The organism is Psychrosphaera haliotis, from assembly GCF_009728465.1.
Taxonomy (GTDB): domain Bacteria; phylum Pseudomonadota; class Gammaproteobacteria; order Enterobacterales; family Alteromonadaceae; genus Psychrosphaera; species Psychrosphaera haliotis.
On sequence record NZ_WOCD01000001.1, the window covers coordinates 30,557 to 50,444 of the forward strand.

13 protein-coding genes and 2 pseudogenes are annotated in these 19,888 nt (G+C 39.1%); 9 read left to right on the top strand and 6 right to left on the bottom strand.

What is annotated here, in order from left to right; translation table 11 throughout:
- Positions 1-276 precede the first annotated feature (276 nt).
- Positions 277-1,269, top strand: a complete 993-nt coding sequence (locus tag GNP35_RS00160; protein ID WP_155693434.1) for an ion channel — start codon at positions 277-279, stop codon at positions 1,267-1,269.
- Between the two features lie 193 nt (positions 1,270-1,462).
- Here the strand turns inward: GNP35_RS00160 and recD are convergent.
- From recD to GNP35_RS00185, 5 genes and pseudogenes are all read right to left on the bottom strand, one after another.
- Positions 1,463-3,262 (bottom strand): annotated as a pseudogene (recD, locus tag GNP35_RS00165) (exodeoxyribonuclease V subunit alpha); the annotation flags it as partial.
- Positions 3,263-3,460: 198 nt separating this feature from the next.
- On the bottom strand, positions 3,461-7,201 hold the full coding sequence (recB, locus tag GNP35_RS00170) for an exodeoxyribonuclease V subunit beta (RefSeq protein ID WP_155693438.1): 3,741 nt from the start codon (positions 7,199-7,201) through the stop codon (positions 3,461-3,463).
- The gene (gene recC / locus GNP35_RS00175; protein ID WP_330997686.1) at positions 7,198-10,770 is read right to left on the bottom strand and encodes an exodeoxyribonuclease V subunit gamma; all 3,573 of its coding nucleotides are present in this window, start codon (positions 10,768-10,770) and stop codon (positions 7,198-7,200) included. The genes recB and recC overlap by 4 nt, the downstream gene beginning before the upstream one ends.
- Positions 10,760-11,086, bottom strand: a complete 327-nt coding sequence (locus GNP35_RS00180; protein ID WP_155693442.1) for a hypothetical protein — start codon at positions 11,084-11,086, stop codon at positions 10,760-10,762. Before GNP35_RS00180 ends, recC begins: the two co-directional genes overlap by 11 nt.
- Positions 11,087-11,243: 157 nt before the next feature.
- Positions 11,244-11,558: a DUF6122 family protein gene (locus GNP35_RS00185; RefSeq protein WP_330997687.1), complete on the bottom strand. Its 315-nt coding sequence runs from the start codon at positions 11,556-11,558 to the stop codon at positions 11,244-11,246.
- 139 nt (positions 11,559-11,697) lie between these two features.
- On the opposite strand from GNP35_RS00185, the gene xthA reads away from it, so the two are divergent.
- Positions 11,698-12,516, top strand: coding sequence for an exodeoxyribonuclease III (xthA, locus tag GNP35_RS00190; protein ID WP_155693444.1), 819 nt, complete (start codon positions 11,698-11,700; stop codon positions 12,514-12,516).
- Positions 12,517-12,590: 74 nt separating this feature from the next.
- On the opposite strand, the gene GNP35_RS00195 is transcribed toward xthA, so the two are convergent.
- Positions 12,591-13,079, bottom strand: coding sequence for a DUF412 family protein (locus GNP35_RS00195; RefSeq protein WP_155693446.1), 489 nt, complete (start codon positions 13,077-13,079; stop codon positions 12,591-12,593).
- Positions 13,080-13,213: 134 nt separating this feature from the next.
- Here GNP35_RS00195 and GNP35_RS00200 point away from each other — a divergent pair.
- The 7 genes and pseudogenes from GNP35_RS00200 (at position 13,214) to GNP35_RS00230 (ending at position 19,885) form a co-directional block, all read left to right on the top strand.
- Positions 13,214-14,432: pseudogene (locus GNP35_RS00200) on the top strand (acetate kinase).
- Positions 14,432-16,570 (top strand): phosphate acetyltransferase, encoded by a 2,139-nt coding sequence (gene pta / locus GNP35_RS00205; protein ID WP_155693447.1) that lies wholly within the window; start codon positions 14,432-14,434, stop codon positions 16,568-16,570. Before GNP35_RS00200 ends, pta begins: the two are co-directional and overlap by 1 nt.
- 217 nt (positions 16,571-16,787) lie before the next feature.
- On the top strand, positions 16,788-17,174 hold the full coding sequence (locus tag GNP35_RS00210) for an ACT domain-containing protein (RefSeq protein ID WP_155693448.1): 387 nt from the start codon (positions 16,788-16,790) through the stop codon (positions 17,172-17,174).
- Positions 17,175-17,197: 23 nt separating this feature from the next.
- Positions 17,198-17,710: a PTS glucose transporter subunit IIA gene (locus GNP35_RS00215; protein ID WP_155693450.1), complete on the top strand. Its 513-nt coding sequence runs from the start codon at positions 17,198-17,200 to the stop codon at positions 17,708-17,710.
- Positions 17,711-17,718: 8 nt separating this feature from the next.
- Positions 17,719-18,075: an ArsC family reductase gene (locus GNP35_RS00220; RefSeq protein ID WP_155693452.1), complete on the top strand. Its 357-nt coding sequence runs from the start codon at positions 17,719-17,721 to the stop codon at positions 18,073-18,075.
- 5 nt (positions 18,076-18,080) lie between these two features.
- On the top strand, positions 18,081-19,217 hold the full coding sequence (gene dapE / locus GNP35_RS00225; RefSeq protein ID WP_155693454.1) for a succinyl-diaminopimelate desuccinylase: 1,137 nt from the start codon (positions 18,081-18,083) through the stop codon (positions 19,215-19,217).
- Positions 19,217-19,885: a M15 family metallopeptidase gene (locus GNP35_RS00230; RefSeq protein WP_155693456.1), complete on the top strand. Its 669-nt coding sequence runs from the start codon at positions 19,217-19,219 to the stop codon at positions 19,883-19,885. The genes dapE and GNP35_RS00230 overlap by 1 nt, the downstream gene beginning before the upstream one ends.
- Positions 19,886-19,888 lie beyond the last annotated feature (3 nt).

Sequence of the window (19,888 nt, forward strand, 5' to 3'; positions counted from 1 at the left end):
TATAACTCTAGTTAGGTTTACCCCAGCACCGTCCTGAGTAGGCATCCCGTTCAATATTTTCGACACTTGTTTGTTCATATTGTTCTCATACTTTAAAAATAAACATGCAGGTTAGCTGCATTTACGATGTCAATAGTATTAGGTTTCTACAAATTTAAGTAAATTGCTAAATGTGATTGTGAGTATTCTAAAATATCGAAAGGTTATTTTGTTTGTCTATTTTAAAAAAACTTGTCTACCTTTATATACATAGAGAAACAAACTATATGTAGGTTTATGTTAGAAAATAAATCAAACCCTAAGCGCTGCTCCTTTACCTCTACCGAAGGTGAGGCTTGCAATGAGCTAGATATAGGAAGTGGCTTTTGTTTTTGGCACGACAAAACCATAGATAAAACAGGCATGAAATTAGCGCTAAAGCTTGAAGAGTTTGTCGCTGCTGGTGGCGTTACTCAAGGGGTTTGTTTAAAAAAAGCCGATTTGGAGAATGTTAGGCTCGTCCGTTACGGGCACTCCACAGGTTATGACTTTCGAAATGCAGACTTTTATCGTGCAAACCTTCGCAATGCTCATTTGTTTAACGCAAACTGCGCCGGCGCCTCTTTTATGAAAGCCCAATTAAAAGACGCTGATTTGCACTGTGCAGAATTATTTAATTGTAACTTACTTGGCGTAAAGTTAAGTGGCGCCAGGTTAGACAATGTAAGTTTAGGCTCATATGTTCACCAAGAGTCAATCGCAAGACAAGCTGAACGTGAAGGAAACCATACTAAAGCAGCTGACTTTTATGAGCAGTCAGAAGAAATTTATCGTGCTTTTAGAAAAGCAGCTAGTGACAATGGTTTAATGAACTTATCAGGGCAATTTGCCTATAAAGAGTCGACGATGATACGCAAACAGAAGCCTCGCTATTCTGCCGAGCGCATCAGTTCAAAACTCGTAGACTTATTTTGCGGCTATGGTGAAAAGCCTCGTAACGTTATCGCGTTTTCCGTGTGGTTTATTCTTTTTTGTGCCTGTTTTTACTTTACCATGGGCGTTGAATCTAATTATGGGCCTATTGGTTTTGACTCAAACCACACTTTTTATGAAAATTTAAGCCACTTTGGATCGTCTATTTATTTTAGTGTTGTTACCTTTACTACACTTGGTTACGGAGACATCCATCCTATTGGTATAGCTAGAGCGGTAGCTACTTTTGAAGCATTTATTGGTAGTTTTGCGTTGGCACTTTATGTGGTGGTTTTCGTTAAAAAAACCAGTCGTTAAAAATTAATATAAAAATTTTCCTATTTTAGTGAAACTTTTATGGAAAACCTCGGTCTTATTGTTTGGATAGCATTGACATCTTGAGACCGTGTTAATGTTATTTCTTCATTGTTAAGTTCCAACTTAATTTGGACAAGGCCAGCTCCCCGCTGGCCTTTTTTTATTGCATAAAACCTTAATATACTTGTAACTATTACAGCCCGTACAGCAGCTTGCTCAAACCAGACTGACGTACCGTGTGGTTATTAACGGCTCGTAGTGTTCTATCTTTATCTCCAAAAATAGTAAAGCGGGTTTTTGCTCTAGTTATAGCGGTATAGATAAGCTCACGGCCTAGTAACTTAACGCCAACATCGTCACCAGGCATGATCAATATTGTATGGTCAAACTCCGAGCCTTGGCTTTTGTGCACTGTCATCGCATATACACTTTCGTGCGTTGGCAACCTCTGATTAAACAATTTAATCATGTCACCTTTACCATCTATAAAATACGTTACTAATTGGTCCGAAACCGGATCTGGTATTTGAATGCCAATATCACCGTTATACAGCCCTAAGTGATATGCATTTTCTGTCACTAGAATTGGTCGGCCAGCGTAGTGTTCATCTTGCCAAGCCACTCTACCCAATTGTGATAGGCGTTCTTTCACTAATTTATTAAACTCTTCAACACCATATATACTTTGACGCACACAGCTTAATACCTGTAGCTCATAGAGTTTTTTAAACAACGCCTTAACCACGTTGAGCTCATTACTTTCCGTTATTTCACTGATGCTGTCTAAAATAGCGACCTGGTGCCTTACAACACGTTCAACTATTAGCTTTATAGAATGAGAATTTGGATCCAACCAAGTTAACACACTCCCAGATTCTAAATACCTTTGTCGGTTAGCATCATCTGTACCTAAACAATTTTCTATCAGCAAATGCTCTACCGCTTTCCCAACACCCTTATTTACTGCTTTTGCCAAAAGACCTATCTCACCATTAGAGTCAAATCGATAAGACTTTTTTAGCTCAGTAACGGGTTGAAGAGCATTTTGCCGTTCAATACCTAATGATTGCAATGGTGCACAAATTTCAGCTAGTAAGTTACCAGCTTCAACAGAAGCTAGTTGTTCCTTATCACCAATTAACACTAACTGACAACGACTCGGTAAAGCAGACATTAATTTAGACATTAAACTTAAATCAACCATCGACGCTTCATCTAATACTAAAACATCGATCGGCAACTTATTGTTTGAATTGTAATAGAAGTCATTTCGACCACGGGATTTTAATAACCGATGAATTGTTGATGCTTCTGTAGGTATGTACGCTCTTATATCGTCACTAATATTTAACTTATCAATTCCTGACAACATCGATTCAGTTAACCTTAAAGCAGCCTTACCTGTTGGTGCAGCGAGCTTGATGGTGAACTGACCTATTTGTTTTTGAATTAAAGTAGGTTGCTCCAGGTAATATTGAACTAACGATGACAACAACTTTATTACGGTCGTTGTTTTACCGGTTCCCGGACCGCCAGTAATAACCGAAAACTGATGGCTTAAACTATTCAGTACTGCTCGATATTGCCAATCAATTTCAGTATTTAGTTGTTCGTCCAATTTATCAGCTTCAGATGAAGTGCTTTGGAACAACCCATCAACAATCTCGCTTTGGCCATCGAGTAACTCTGCTGGTAACCAATGGTGAGCTGGTTTTCGGGTCTGTCCGGCAATCACAAACTCCGCTACAGCTAACTCCATGTTGTGATAACGAGAAAAATAAACCAAACCGTTGTCTAGAACAAAAGGCGCATCTTCACCAAATAAATCTGTAGCCTGAAGCCGTTCTGCCCATTCATAATGTTCCGGTAACAAAACATTATGATGCATTAACCAATCTACCCATGTGAGTTGGGTTAGCAAAAAGCACGTGTTTTGCTGATTTAGCTCATAACTGCACCTTAGAGCCAACAAAACAATCAAGTTAAAGGTTGCAGCATCTAGCGTTTCTCACTTCGTTCGCGTAATAACAAGCCAAATGATAATCCGCGTCGCTAATTGAACCATTTGTTCGAAGCTCATTTATAAACTGTAAAGTAGAATTCCCCTTTAACTCCTTACTTATAAATATGGAGTCCACCGTCATTAACTCATTCGAGGGTAATAGTGTGTTATTTTCTAACATATTACTCATTATTCGCCGCCTTCAAGTAACGCGTTATCAAAATATTGAATCACCTCATAAGGTACTTTATAACTGTAAACGCCTTTGCCTCTATGTGTTTGAGACATTCCTCGAAGGAACAAGTACATTCCGCCAGCCACATGTTCATCATAACGATAATCCGCTAATTTTAGCGAGAGCCATTTGTGCAAAGCATAACTATAAATGATTAATTGCAGGTGATAATTGTGATCTGTCATGGCATCAAAAATGTTATCTGACTGATAGTCCTCAAAACGATTACCAAGGTAGTTGGATTTATAGTCGATAATGTAATATTGCCCGTTTACGCAGGCTGTTAAATCTATAAAACCTTTTAATAATCCCGTGAGCCCTTTCAGATTTAACACAGATGTATTTATCTTCGTTTTATCAAAACCGCACATTGATAACGCGTTACCAATAATTTCAGAATTAAGTGATTGAACATTAAAATAAAACTCCATTTCATCCAAACGTTGTTCGTGTTTTATATCAGACAGTGACCATTGTCCTAAATCGGCCCGCATAACATCATTCAACCATAAAATCGCATCATCAAGTAGGTGCTCATCTAAGCCAAAGCGTTGCAAAGCGTCCAATACTATTTCAGTTTGATCAGTAACTGGTTGAGTAAAATCTAAATGCTCAAACATATGATGCAAACAAGAGCCTGGGTTTGCGCCTTTTGGAAAAGTGAAACGCACATCAAGCGGATTATTATCAGGAAAGCTATCACCCTCATCATTATCTGGCGTCAGAGTTTCAAAGCTATTAGTCTGTGCTGCATCAAATATCCCTAAGTGCGTCATTTCATCTGATGCCCCTGGTATAAAGTGTTCGCCTGCACCAACCAATGCAGAGTAACTCAACACTCGCCAGTTTTGAGGGATCTGACCTTCAAACTCTGCACATGAATAAGTCTCTTTTTTATCCGAGCTTGCATGCTTAGATTGATATTCCACAAACTCGTCTTTTACCCCGTTAAAATTAGCGTTTACAGTTTGTGGCGCAATAATAGAAAGCTTCGCGATAGGTTCAGCTAAACTTTCAATTTTAGAAGTTAAAGCGGACTGCCAATCAGTTTCTGATATTTTGGGTTTGTCTTTCCCTAAAATCAAACGACCAAATGCCGATTTATCAACACTGCTGTCTTTACTATTTGAACGCTCTTTTAAATTAAAACACCCTAGTACCAAACGTTGTTTTGCTCGCGTCATCGCCACATAAAGCAGTCGAATATCTTCAGCTAAACGTTCTCCTTCCGCGATTTGCATTTCTATTTTGCGTTTATCTACTCGCAAACTAAGAGCGTTTAAACGCTTTGATTGATGCAATGCTATTTTCTGAGCCTTAAATTCCGTAGCAAACGGAATATAAACAATAGGATATTCAAGTCCCTTAGAGCCATGCATAGTTACTATTTGTACTAAATTACTGTCAGACTCTAAACGCATTGAGACATCGTCGCTGCTATCAACAGTATTCTCGATAACGGCTTGTCGCAACCAAGCCATTAGCTTTTCTGCGCCATTTTGAATGACAGACTCTTGCTGAATCAACTCCAATAAATGCCGATAATCAGTAACTTGTCGTTCAAAATCGATACCTTGATTTTGCCAAGCTTCAAAAGTGTTCGCAAAAGCTAACACCTGATCGATGGCTGACGAAATTTTGCCTTGGGACCAATATTGGTGGGCTTGGTGAAAACAAACGAGATGTTGGTGCCATGCTTTTGGGTTTTGTTGCAGCGCAGACAGCTCTAACAAAGAATAGGCAAAGAAGTCGGTCGCGACGGCAGCCTTTACTTTACGCTCATTAATTGGTGAATGAATGGCTTCTATCAAACGCAACATATCCTTTGCTAATGCGCTCCTAAATACACTGTCTCGGTTGATATAAACGGATCGCACACCTAACTCTATTAGAGTTCGCTTTAGTAACTTAGCTTGGTTTCTATTTCTAACTAATATGGCAATATCATTTGCTGATACAGACTTTGGCGTTACTGATGGGCTCTCTAAAAAGGCAGCGCCGTTCTCTGAGTCCCTTAATAAGTTCGCTATTTCCATGGCACATTGCCTAGCAATCACTTTTTGAATTTCCGGTAGCGAAAAGCCATTTAATGGTGGGTCTTGGTCAAGTGCCGAAAAGTGTAAAACTTCCAACTTAGGAAGTGTTTTTTCATGTTGTATTAACTCAGGACTATCTAATTTCCCAGAACCAACAGAAATAAACGGTATTTGTTCGTGTTCAAATTTAAGCGGGCTTGTCTCAAAAATGTGGTTTATACCGGTTATAAGATCTTGATGAGAGCGCCAATTGGTCGAAAGCGTGTAATGTTGCTCGTGGTCAAGGTGGCCTTTAGCCGTTATATACGTAAATATATCGGCGCCCCTAAAACGGTAAATAGCCTGTTTCGGATCGCCAATCATGATCATATTCACAGAGTCAGTTTCATCATCAATCGTTGCATTGTAAATGCAGCTGAATATCTCGTACTGAACAGGGTCTGTATCTTGGAATTCATCAATAAAAGCCAACGGATAGCGAGTTTGAATAGACTCTATCAGGCCTTCTGCGCCTTCTTGATTAAACAATGCGCTACGAAGTTGCAAAAGTAGGTCATCAGGCGTTAAAAGTTGCTGATCAGCTTTTATGCCTAACGCCCCTTCTTCAATTTTTTCCTTGGCCGTTGTTAACCAATACCCTTCAAACTGACTGTCTAAAAGTTGAGCGGCAATGGCATGCAAATCATCAAAAGCATGGGTTACTGGGTGACTAACAGGAGCATAATTTTTTTTGTAATTACTTGCGTCGCTAACATTACTTGTCGTGAAAATAGCAATTTCATCTAGCGATAACATTTCACTGTTATTTGTTGGCTCAATAAAACCTTCTATTAGCGATAATTTTGTCAACAGTGGTTTTTTACCATTAACGCCCGACTCTCTAATAGTTGAAATAAAATCTGAAGTTCTTAATTTTACTTTTAATGACTCTAAGGCATCGCCGTAGCGCTTAATTAATGACGTATACTCTGCTTGTTCTATACTCGGCTCTATAACCACTTGCTTGTTGAGAATATCATTTAAGCTCGCCAATAATTGATTGGGGTTAGCCCATGCTTTCCTAAAAAGCTTGTATTCAACGCCAGTAAGGTCAAGTACGTACTGTCGCCAGAAATCATAAAGCGCTTGTTTGATATAAGGCTGATTATCCATTTCAAAACTTTGCTCAAAAGCCATTTTAGTTTCGAACGCAAATTGGTTTAAACAACGTTGGCAAAAGCCATGAATAGTAAAAATTGCCGCTTCGTCTATCAGGGTAATTGCATCTTGTATACGATGATAAGCCGCCAAAATAGTATCTTGATTCGTTGCTTGTAGATTATGAGCTTTATATGCCTCACTGTAATCGCTTATGACCGACTTTAATGTCTTATCTATAACTAGGTTAGCCTGTTCCGATAAAGTGGCTAGTAATGCCTTCTGAGCTTCTTTAAGTTTATTACGTATTCTGTCTCTTAACTCTTGAGTAGCAGCTTCTGTAAACGTTACCACTAAAATTTGATCTATCGAAAGCGGTGTTAAGCTCATATCGGTGTTACGTAGACCCAACACAGCCCTTAAATACAATGTTGTGATCGTATACGTTTTGCCGGTGCCTGCACTGGCTTCAATTAACGCATTCTGATTCAATGGTAATGTTAACGGATTAAGTTCTTTCATCGACTTACTCCAACAGCAGCAACATACTCTTCCATAAATTCCATTATTTTTTTCATTTTACCTTCCACCTGACACTGCACCAGAGGCAAAAGTAAAGTTCGAGTTAATACTAAAAAGTCTTTTGGTAATGGTTTGTCAGGCCCAAAATGACGGACTATGTGATCATCAATAGGCGATCGCTCATCTTCAATCGCACTTTCGATAATGCCTTGAATACTTTTTAACAATGCACTGCTTGGTTTATCTTTGGTCATATCAACCGCCGCATTATAAGCAAAACGTCCGTACCACATTATAGGCTCTGAGCATTGCGTACTCATTAAATAAAGCTGTAACCATTTTTGTAGTTCGGCCAGCGCAAATTCTTGTTCTATTGAACTGAATGTAATGAAGTCATTGGTGTTGTGAGACAATAAGAATGTGGGACCAGGTTTGTCTGACAAGCTACGCATTAAATGAATCAGCCATGCTTCAATTCTATCGTCTGCTCTCACGTTTTTGGACAAACGTTTTACCAGTGACAAGCCACTTTCAATATTAAAACTACCTCTAAGTGAAACCTCAATATTAGCTATTTGAAATTCGATAGACGTTTTGACGCTTCGACTCGATACCGACTTGGCCGCATCTGAATAACCGACCTTTAACGCCTCTAAAGTCGCATCTAGTTTGTGTACCGTTTGTTGGTAATCAAACAACAAGTCTTCGCCCCATGCTTTTGGTGGAAACGAACCCGATGCTAACCATGACTGTTTGATTTTTGGCTCTATCTCTTGCTGAAAGTTTACCAATGACTGTACATGCTTATAACGCTGTAAACCGTCGTGCTCAAATGCCTCTACGTCTGATAAATTGTGATCGTTCAGCGCTAAATTAACGCCCAATTGTTGTTTATAAAAATGTTTGAGTGGGTTCTTGGCAAAGGTAATTAAATCATCTAATTCAACAATAACCTGATTGTCGACCGCCTGTAATTTAGCCTGTATATCGTGACATGAAAAAGGATCAAAAGTGCTTTCAACATCTAACACCTCATTGTTCTTAGTACTCTCAGACTGCATTTTCAAGCCAGACACAAAAGAACTAAACCATTGTTTATTATATGATTTAAGACCTACCAAAGATTGATTGTCGACAAAATAGCGTTCATTAAAAGGTTGTAAAGCGTGCTTGATCATGATTTGATCCTTCACTTTACTTGTTTGCATTCGCCCTTCAGGATTGTCGACAATGAAACTTTCTTGTAAATAATCTACCAATTCACTAAGTAATACCGATGGCATAAGTTCTTGATTATTTTTACTCGACTGTCCTAAATAACTGAGGTGTAATTTTTTACGAGCCGAACACACTGCTTCTAAAAACAAATAACGTTCATCGAGCTTTCTCGCCCTATCCCCTTTCCTTGGTTTATTCAATCCAACTAAGTCAAAACTTAATGGCTCAACGTGCCTTGGAAACTCCCCATCGTTTAAGCCCAATACACATACAATATCAAACGGGACTGAACGCATTGGCATCAGCGTACAAAAGTTTACTCTGCCAGCTAGGAAGCGCTGCGATACTCCAGTTTCGTTTAAATTTTGTCTAAAAAAGTGCTGAACGATTAAGTTGTTCACATCTACCATTGCGTCGTTATTTTGCTGATATTCTAATAACGTTTTATTTGCTTCTCGCAATTTATTCACTGAGATGAAGTCGGCGTCGATAATTTCTTCTGGATTGAAGAGGTTTGTAATTAACTGGTCTACGCGCAAATACCACATTTCTGGGCTTGTAGCGTCGGTAAAGCGAGCTTTTAAGTCGGCTAGATAGCTAATAAAAGTTACCAGCTTAGCCATCACATTTACATTGAGGCCTTCAATACTTGTGTAACTTGCAGTGCCATGCCAAACAGACTCTTGCCCTAAACTAAAACCAAGTACCATGCGTTTCAAGCCGTATAACCAAGTGTTAATGTCTTCTTTTGGCATATTCCAATTGGCTTTGTGTTCGCCATTGAGTGCCCATTTAATTTCGCACTCCACAATCCATTCTTTTAATAACTCAAGCTCTGCAGAATCAATATTAAATGCCGTCATTATTAGCGGCACTTCTAACCAATCTAATACTTCACTTACGGTAAACCTAGACGTAGGTAAGCCTAATAAGGATACGAATGTGTTTAATATAGGATTTTCCGACAAAGAGCTTCTATCTGAAATACTGTATGGAATAGACTGTTCTGGTTGCTGAGGGTCTCTTGCAAAAACCGCATCAATAAACGGCGCATAGTCATTAATATCTGGCACCATAACAAGAATATCTTTAGGTAAAATAGTATTTGATTCTAACCAGCCTAATAGCTTGTCTTTTAAAACTTCAAGTTCACGAAAGCGACTATGACAACTATGTATTTGAATAGTATCGTCAACTTTACCTTTGTTAATCATTAGTGGAACTTTACCAGTCTCATCATTAAGCGCTTCTATAGATAAAGGCTCGGCACTGCCCCTATACTCCAGTTCTAAAATATCCTGTTGTACTTTTCCCAGTAACGTTTTGTTGTGCTCACCTCTGGGATCCGCCAGAAATATATCTTGGAACTCAATGTCACGCTGAGACAAACTATCTAAATAGTCTCGCCCTACTTTGCCCCAACTGGCTAATAGCGGGTTACCTGTAATGAAGTAGTTTTGTTTTTGCTCATTATTTGTCAGCGCAATTTTACTTTGTTGCTGATTGAGCCTAGCTAGTGTTTTTTCACTTAAGATATCGCCCCAGTACATACTGCATGGATTAAACCAAAGTATGTTAACTTCAATGTGCTGACTCAACGCCATCAATACGTCTATTTGATGAGAAGGTAAACTAGAAATCCCGAACACAAATAAGCGATTAGGAATAAGTTTCAATAATGCTTCTGGTTCAATGGTACTTATTTTTTCCAATAAAACTTGATGCAAAGACGCACGGTGGAACTGGCTTTGCTCTAGCTGCTCTACGTTTTGATAGATACCGCGCCATAAAATAGCTTGCCACTCTTGTCGCCCAATATCGTCGTTATCTGGTAAATCATTGTTGCCGTTTAGCCAATGTAATAACCATTCAGGTCGGTAAACTAAATAGTTATCATAGGCATCTGCAATCTTTTCACTTAATTGGAAACGTCGTAAGTCGGTATACTCACTTGATGAATGTCGTTCGTCTGTTGATAGATACTCTTTTATCGCTGCAAAATTAGCATCGTCTAAAAAATCGGGTAGTAAATGATAAATCTTCCAACGCAAACGGTCTTTATTGTATGCACTAGTACTTGGGACATTTGGTATTAGTTGCTGGTACAACGACCATATAAAGCTACTCGGTAATGGGAATTTTAGATTGGCAGCAATACCAAGTTGTTGAGCAATTTGTATTTTTAACCACTCTGACATACCTGGACTATGCACTAATATCGTTTCAGCGGTAAATGGATTTTGACCGGAATTACTTTTAAGTTGCTGGCTAAGTACTGTAACTAAGGCTTCTAATCGGTTTGATTGATAAACCGTAATGTTTGATGAATTGGATTGATTGTTAATATTGATGTCCTAAATATTTATCAATTAAATTAGAAATATGTTCCATTGTCTCTGACTCAAAATCTTCTTCATTTTGGTCGATGAGTTCTAACATCTTGTTTGTTTGCTCGAGTGTTAATCGCTTTTTATTTAAACAGAAATCTATTTCAGGTAATGATTTGTCATAACGAGGCACAATTTGCCATTCAATAAGTTGTGGGTAGAGTTTTTGGAAATACTTATTTGCGACTACACAGTACCCTTCAACATGATCTAAACCATCAGGGCCCAATGAACCGGGTTCAACTCTCACTAGCACTGACAACTTAGTATCGCCTGGCATATGGCCACCTTATGTTTGGTTGGAGCATTAACATTAAATAAAAGAAGAAATTATTATTTTTAAACCACTTAGCTTCTTATCTCAAAATACTACTGAGTTGCTGCTTAAATGGCAATTCTAAATTCGCTTACATAGATTGTAGTCAATTTTCGTTCAACTACATCATCCAAATGCCTAAGTTTACTTTACAATCGATACTGTCCAGTGCCATGTGTATTAATAGTCCAACACCGACTATTCGTGTTTTTGGGATTGCTGCCAACACAAAATACAAAATAACAAATGGCCAAGTGTGCAAAGGATGAAAACCCATACTGCATCTTAGGGGATCATATATTGGTGTCGCTAATAAATGGTCGATATCTATTACCATGGTCAGCATCATTACGATAAACGCTAGGCGCCATTTTGATTTAAAAAATGAGAGCGCAATAACGGCCGGCACTAATACGTGTAAAAATAAATGAAAGATTTTGTCGTTCCTATTTTGTCGTTCTTATAAAAGAAGTAGTTTTTAAACATAGCTTGATTAAGCCGTTGCGATAACAAATTCGGTAAGGCATGATCGCAAGTATATTATTATTTAAATATCAAAATTAAAAGTGAGCATTATGAAAGTCATTTCTTTTAATATAAACGGCTTAAGAGCACGTTTACATCAGTTAGAAGCCCTTATCGCCAAGCACAATCCAGATGTCATTGGTCTGCAAGAAACTAAAGTGCATGATGAGGCCTTTCCAGAAGAAGCCGTTACTGCAATGGGTTACAAGGTATTTTTCCATGGTCAGAAAGCGCACTACGGCGTTGCTATGTTAGTTAGAAATGACGTTGCTGAGAATATTACTAACGTACAAAAAGGTTTTCCCACTGATAATGATGAGCACCAAAAACGAATGGTTATGGTGACGTTTGATTACAATGGCCAGTCTGTTTCTGTGTTAAATGGTTACTTCCCGCAAGGCGAAAGTATTGATCATGAGATTAAATTTCCATACAAACGTGCGTTTTATCAAGATTTGATGTCTTACTTAACAGAACACAAAGACCCTAAAGAAGCTGTGATTGTAATGGGTGATATCAATATTTCTCCAACGGATTTAGACATTGGTATTGGCGAGCCAAACAAAAAACGCTGGTTAAAAACGGGTAAATGTTCGTTCCAACCTGAAGAACGCGAGTGGTTAGCAACACTATTAAACTGGGGATTCAAAGATACTTTCCGCACACTTCACCCAACCAAAGGTGAACAGTACTCATGGTTTGACTATCGCTCTAGAGGTTTTGACGATAACCGAGGTTTAAGAATTGACGTGGTTTTAGCAACTGAGTCTTTAAACAGTAAGGTTACTGACGCTGGAATAGACTACGAATTACGTGGCATTGAAAAACCATCAGATCACGCCCCTATTTGGTCAACCTTTGATATTTGATATTTGATATTTGATATTTGATATTTGATAAAACCGAACATAAAAGCTTCTCAAGGGAAGCTTTTTTATTTCTTTTAATGCTTCTTTTTGTTATTCCCACCAAATAACCTATTTAACAGTAGCGCTAAATCCATAAACGTTAAACGACTGTTTACTTTGTTATTTGTAACCCACCCTTCAGGTGGCAGTTTTTTGTCGTCTTTTGAGTAATAGCTAAGATCAGCTTGATGCTGAGCTTGAACTTTGTTTTCAATTTCTCGGTACCAATTTTGAAGACTAATAGGCAGCCTTGTATCAGCTTGTTGACCAAGTTGATAAAACCCATGCGCTGGAATAGATAACAGCATGATCGACATTGCAATCGCGCTATGAAGAGAGTCAACGCCAAAATAATAGATTTGCAGCCAGATAGTAATTAACGCGATGGCAGGCGCAGCTGTTAACGACATATCAGTCAATCTAATCGCTTTAGTTTGTTCAAACATCAATAGATAGGGTTCGTGCTTTGGCCAAGTTTGACTAAACAAGTAACCTTTATAAAAAGTATTTTTTAAAATAGTCATGCCCCCATTTATAATTAAACGTTATACTGTAAAGATAACCTAAACCGTGAATTTTGAAAACTTTCTGCGCCATTTAATGCCATTATTTTAAGTGAGGTAGATACTAATATAAAGCTTTTCAGCGTAAGGAAATTATGAGCTCTAATTCCCATGTTCTTGTTTTAAACTGTGGCAGTTTCTTCATTTAAGTTTGCATTAATAGACAGCGCAACAGGTCATCAAATATTACATGGCCTAGCAGAAAAGCTTGGCGACGATGATGCATCCATAACGATTAAACGAGAAAATGAAAAAAATAGATTAGAGCTTGGTAAAAATAATCAACACGTTGACGCAATTAAAGTCTTAGTTTCAACGCTTCAAGAACTCGGTTTAGATAACAATATTGGTGCAATTGGCCACAGAGTGGTGCACGGCGGAGAAATGTTTACTCAATCTGCTGTCATAGACGATGATGTTATAACTGCAATCGAAGCGGTTTCAGCTCTAGCACCTCTTCATAACCCCGCTAATCTAATTGGTATTAAAGCCGCACAACTGGCCTTCCCAGGCATTCCACAGGTGGCAGTATTTGACACGGCATTTCACCAGACCATGCCAGAAAAAGCCTACATGTACGCAATAGACAAAGACCATTATAAAGAAAAAGGCATACGTCGTTACGGTTTTCATGGAACAAGCCACTTTTTTGTTGCCCAAAAAGCAGCAGAGTGGCTCAACAAATCATTTGAAACCACCTCTGTTATAACGGTTCATTTAGGTAATGGTTGTTCAGTGTGTGCAATCAGCGACGGCAAAAGTGTAGATACTTCAATGGGCATGACACCACTTGAAGGGCTAATGATGGGCACTCGCAGTGGTGATATCGACCCTGGTGTTATTATGTATTTAATGAAGCGTTATAAATATGACGCCAACCAGATTGATGACTTCTTAAACAAACAAAGCGGCATGTTAGGCCTAAGTCAACTATCAAACGACTGCAGAACATTAGAAGACGCGTTAAATGATGCGGACAATGAGAAAAGACTTGCCGCACAATTAACCCTTGAAGTTTATAGTTATCGAGTCGCCAAATATATTGCTGGTTACACCTGCGCACTCACCCACCTTGATGCCGTTGTTTTTACCGGTGGAATTGGTGAAAACTCTAATTATATAAGAGATATAGTGGTTAAACATCTTGGACTACTAGGTCTAACTATTGACGATTGTAAAAATCAACAAGCTCGATTTGGTCAAGCAGGCGCAATCAATGACCCAACATCACGAACACCCGTGTTAGTTATTCCTACCAATGAAGAATGGGTAATTGCCCAAGATGCTGCAAAGCTAACCAAAGGAGTTAAGTAATGGCCCATAGAATTATGTTAGTGCCGGTTGGCTCTGGAGTAGGACTTACTTCTGTGACCTTAGGTCTATTTAGAGCACTTGAGCACAAAGCGGTAAAAGTAAACTTTTTTAAACCTATTTCACAACCAATAAGTGGTGATAAAGGGCCTGAAAAAACGACGCAAATTTTACGGAATTTAAGTCACATCGATCCGCCAGAGCCCTTCTCACTCAACTATGCCGAAACGTTAATCGGTGATGATAATGTTGATATTTTGTTAGAAGAAATAGTAGAACGTTTTGAATCTCATATTAAAGATGATGAAGCCGTTATTATAGAAGGCCTAGTCCCTACTAAAGATCAGGCTTACGTCAACAAAATCAACCGTCAAATCGCAACAGCCTTAGGGGCTGATGTCGTTTTTGTTATTGCGCCAGGAAATACCACATTAACTGCATTAGAAGATCAGCTGGAAATTGCCGCAAATAACTATGGCGGTTTTAAAAGCGAACATGTTATTGGCACCATATTTAATAAAGTAAATGCCCCTAGAGATTTAAAAGGCAACTTAGCTAACGATTTTTCTGAAGTACTTTTAGAAAATGCGAGCAAAGATGATTCAGTCAATTACAAAAAGCTATCTATCTTTAACAAAAGCTTCAGTTTATTAGGCTGCGTTCCTTGGAATTCTGACCTCATAGCGCCACGAGTAAAAGATTTGGCGGAATACTTAGATGCAAAAGTAATTAACGAAGGTGACCTAGAATTCCGTCGATTAAGATCAATCACAGTATGTGCAAGAACCGTTGGCAATATCTTAGGTAGAGTTCGACCGGGTGTACTTTTAGTGACGCCTGGTGATCGTTCAGATGTGTTAGTCGCTGCTTCATTATCTGCAATGAACGGCACGAAACTAGGCGCTATATTGCTGACGGGAGGTTTCCAACCAGAACCTTCTATTTTAGAACTATGTAAACAGGCTTTTGAAAAAGGCCTACCGGTTTTATCCACCAAAAGTGATACCTGGGACACCGCTTTATTACTGCAACGATTTAATATGGAAGTTCCCATCGATGACGAACAACGTATTGAGCGAGTTAAAGATCACACTGCAACACATATAAGTGAAAGCTGGATTGAAAGCCTAACTAAAAACGTAGCTAAGATTAGGAAGTTATCCCCTGCTGCGTTTAGGTATAATCTGACCGACAAGGCCCGAAAAGCGAACAAAACCATAGTTCTGCCGGAAGGCAATGAACCAAGAACTATAAAGGCCGCTGCTATTTGTGGTAAACGAGGCATCGCCAAATGTGTTTTGCTAGGCAACCCAGAAGAAATAATGTTGGTTGCTGAACAACAAGGTGTTGAGTTAAACGACAACGTTATTATTAAAAACCCAGAGAAAATACGTCATCGTTACATTGCCCCTATGGTTGAACTCAGAAAACACAAAGGTCTTACAGAAGTGGTAGCTGAAGAACAGCTTGAGGATAACGTTGTACTTGCAACGGTTATGTTAGCTCAAGATGAAGTAGATGGGTTAGTATCTGGTGCAGTGCATACAACAGCAAATACCATTCGACCTCCACTACAGTTAATTAAAACTGCAGAAGGCGCGTCACTAGTCTCTTCGATATTTTTCATGTTACTACCTGATCAAGTTTTGGTTTACGGCGATTGTGCCATTAACCCAGACCCGAGCGCGGATCAACTTGCCGACATTGCCATTCAATCTGCGGATTCAGCAAAGGCCTTTGGTATAGAGCCAAAAGTTGCAATGATCAGTTACTCGACGGGTACTTCAGGTACCGGCGCCGATGTAGATAAAGTAAGGCAGGCAACTGAAATAGCGAAACAAAAACGTCCAGACCTAATCATAGATGGTCCGTTACAATATGATGCAGCAGTAATGGAAAATGTAGCACGTAAAAAGGCACCAAACAGCCCAGTAGCAGGTCAAGCAACGGTATTCGTATTTCCTGATTTAAATACCGGCAATACAACTTACAAAGCGGTTCAGCGAAGTGCGGATGTGGTTAGCATTGGACCTATGCTCCAAGGAATGCGAAAGCCAGTTAACGATTTATCTCGTGGTGCTTTGGTTGATGATATTGTTTATACAATCGCCTTAACGGCGATCCAATCATCACAAATTTAAGATCAAATAGTTAAAATATAAGCGCTGGTTCTTTTTTAACCCAAAGGCTGAAGTGCTTATATTTCAAGGCTTAACGAAAGTTAAACCGAGTAACCAACATAGTTATCCACAGATATTGTGAGTAACATGAGCTTAACTAACTGATCTTTTTAAATATTCATAGTAGTATCTGTAACAACAGATTGACCTGACATTGCGTTAAAGAGATAGACTATTTATGCCTAAACAAACGTTACAATTACTTGATGCTCAGTTGACGATTCACAGCCTACCACCCGAGCAGTCTATACCCTCTCAAGTGCTTGATTCTGAGCTGTTTTTTATTGGTAAAACAGCCGATGAAGTTTCCATCGTTTGTTTGTCTGAAATAGATGTAGATAGTGAAGAAGCTGAGCCGGGGTGGCAAGCACTTGAAGTATTGGGCCCGTTAGGATTTTCTTTAACTGGTATTTTATCCAACATTTCTGGCGTATTGGCCAACGCCAATATAAGTATATTTGCAGTATCGACGTTTGAAACCGATTACATTATGGTCAAGGCCTTGCATATAAATGAAGCTATAAAAGCACTGCGTAAAAATGGTTATAAAGTGTTAACTGATTAAGCTAATTGAATCACGGATCTATAATGTCACATACTCGATTTAATCCAATTACACGAACCTCTAGCCCAGAAAAGATAAAAGGGATAAAGATACCGACACCTGCATCAGGCAAAGTAGAGTTGTTGTCAGACCCAATACTTTCCGCATTAGGTGAAGGTGTCGAAATATCGGTTTCGAGTCATCAAGTAGTAAGTCCAATCAATGGTTTAGTTTTAGACACTCAACCGAGTCACGGGAAAATCATTCTACAAGCCAAAAACAAGTTAAAATTCCTGCTTCAGTTGCCAACCAGTTATATAGAGCAACTCGGCATTGGTATTGGCTGTCAGGTAAAAGTAGGTGACCATATTAACATTGGCGATACATTACTAACCCTTGATCTGTATAAAATACAACAACATTTAAAACCAATCATTTTACAGTTTGTGTTGCTTGATAGTAGCCCATTTGGGCGTATACAAGTTCCACATAAATCCGTTGAAGTAAACCAAGACATCATTTTTAGTCTTGTGCCACTTCCTAAAAATAAGAAGTAGATACCATTATGAACAATGTCATTATGTACGGCATAAAAAACTGTGACACCATTAAAAAAGCAAAAAAATGGTTAGAAGCTAACAATATTAACTATACCTTTCACGACTACAGAGTAGATGGTATTGATAAGCCATGGTTAGAGTCTGTTGTTGAACATTTAGATTGGGAATTGGTGTTAAACAAACGTGGCACCACATATCGTCAACTTGAAGACGAAGTTAAAAATAACCTTACTAAATCGTTAGCCATCGACAAAATGGTAGAACAACCTGCAATGATTAAACGCCCTATTGTTATTATAGACGGCCAACATTATCACTTGGGTTTTAAAGACGCACAGTACCAAGACGTTTTTAAGGCTTAGTAACAATGACAATAGAACATGAAACTATTCGATTGGCTAAAGAGTTAATATCTCGTCCGTCAGTTACGCCTCACGATGAGGGTTGCCAAACACTTATGTCTGAGTATTTGTCACCTTTAGGGTTTGATATTGAATCACTCTTTTTTGTTGATACCCAGAACATGTGGGCGCGTAAAGGTAATCAAAGCCCAGTATTTTGTTTTGCCGGTCATACTGATGTTGTGCCAACGGGTGATGTAAGTCACTGGCAAACGCCTCCTTTTGAGCCGACAGAAATTGATGGGTTTCTTCATGGCCGAGGTGCTGCAGATATGAAAGGTAGCTTAGCGGCTATGCTTGTGGCAACTCATCGCTTTGTAAAAGACTATCCAGAACACAAAGGCAGTATTGCCTTTTTGATTACCAGCGATGAAGAAGGCCCGTTCATAAATGGGACTACTAGAGTTATCGATACTTTAGAGGCTCGCAACGAAAAAATTGATTACTGTATTGTTGGTGAGCCATCAAGCACCAATGAAGTGGGTGATATTGTTAAAAATGGTCGTAGAGGATCTTTGACCGGAACGTTAACGGTAAAAGGCATACAAGGTCACGTTGCCTACCCTCACCTAGCAAATAATCCAATTCACGCTGCCGCTCCGTTTTTAGCCGAATTGGCTCAAGCAGCATGGGATGAAGGCAACGAGTTTTTCCCTCCCACTTCTATGCAGATTTCCAATATTAATGGCGGCACCGGTGCTGGTAATGTTGTACCCGGAACAATGACGGTTCAATTTAACTTTCGTTACTCAACGGAAGTCACGGATATGTTTCTCATAGCGGAAGTCGAGAAAATGCTGAGTGAACACGACTTTGAGTACGATATTGAATGGATCCATAATGGTCAGCCGTTTTTAACCGATGAAGGCACCTTGCTTGAGTCTGTTAATGAAGCGATTACCAAGGTAGTTGGCAAACCAGCCGTTCTTTCTACATCTGGTGGTACGTCTGACGGCCGATTTATCGCACCAACTGGCGCTCAAGTTATTGAACTAGGTCCGTGCAATGCCACTATCCATAAAGTGAATGAATGCATAAAAATGCGTGATTTAGAACTTTTAACGGATATGTATTACAACACACTTATTGGTTGTTTAACGTGATGGAAGAGTTACTCGGTCTGACGGACCGACATTTAGCTGTTTTGCCCTCAGGCCAGCGCCTACACAAAGATATAATTAGTGACTTTGAAGCGATGCAAAGGGCTGCGACCGCCGCAGGATTCGATTTGCAGGTCGCTTCAGGCTTTAGGGATTTCACAAGACAGAAAATGATCTGGAACAACAAGTTCAGTGGTCAACGCCCTGTTTTAGATCTCTCTGGCAACATCATTGATATTGATGCTTTAACAAATGAAGAAAAAATAATATCGATTTTAACCTTCTCTGCCTTGCCCGGTCTTAGCCGACACCATTGGGGTACCGACTTTGATTTTTATGACGCAGCAGGCCTTCCAGAAAACTATCAGTTAAAGCTGGAAGAACATGAGTATATTAATAACGGTCCCTGCTCTGGCTTATCTGAATGGCTCAAACAGAATATGAATCAGTTTGGTTTTGACGCTCCTTATGCGGTATACAATGGCGGCATAGCTAGAGAACCTTGGCATCTTTCTCATACCAAAGTAGCCGTATCGTTTCAAAATAGATTAACTACGATAGTCCCAGCCGCCTTTGCTAATATTCTTAAAGAACAGCAAGTGTTAGGCGCTGAAGAGGTTGCGCACAACTTAGATTCGATACTATCCAAATACGTATTTAACTCTTTGTAAAGC

Excerpts from the sequence above, each read along its gene's own strand:
- GNP35_RS00160 (WP_155693434.1), top strand. The coding sequence starts at position 277 with ATGTTAGAAAATAAATCAAACCCTAAGCGCTGCTCCTTTACCTCTACC.
- recB (WP_155693438.1), bottom strand. The coding sequence starts at position 7,201 with ATGAAAGAACTTAATCCGTTAACATTACCATTGAATCAGAATGCGTTA.
- GNP35_RS00180 (WP_155693442.1), bottom strand. The coding sequence starts at position 11,086 with ATGCCAGGCGATACTAAGTTGTCAGTGCTAGTGAGAGTTGAACCCGGT.
- xthA (WP_155693444.1), top strand. The coding sequence starts at position 11,698 with ATGAAAGTCATTTCTTTTAATATAAACGGCTTAAGAGCACGTTTACAT.
- GNP35_RS00195 (WP_155693446.1), bottom strand. The coding sequence starts at position 13,079 with ATGACTATTTTAAAAAATACTTTTTATAAAGGTTACTTGTTTAGTCAA.
- pta (WP_155693447.1), top strand. The coding sequence starts at position 14,432 with ATGGCCCATAGAATTATGTTAGTGCCGGTTGGCTCTGGAGTAGGACTT.
- GNP35_RS00210 (WP_155693448.1), top strand. The coding sequence starts at position 16,788 with ATGCCTAAACAAACGTTACAATTACTTGATGCTCAGTTGACGATTCAC.
- GNP35_RS00215 (WP_155693450.1), top strand. The coding sequence starts at position 17,198 with ATGTCACATACTCGATTTAATCCAATTACACGAACCTCTAGCCCAGAA.
- GNP35_RS00220 (WP_155693452.1), top strand. The coding sequence starts at position 17,719 with ATGAACAATGTCATTATGTACGGCATAAAAAACTGTGACACCATTAAA.
- dapE (WP_155693454.1), top strand. The coding sequence starts at position 18,081 with ATGACAATAGAACATGAAACTATTCGATTGGCTAAAGAGTTAATATCT.
- GNP35_RS00230 (WP_155693456.1), top strand. The coding sequence starts at position 19,217 with ATGGAAGAGTTACTCGGTCTGACGGACCGACATTTAGCTGTTTTGCCC.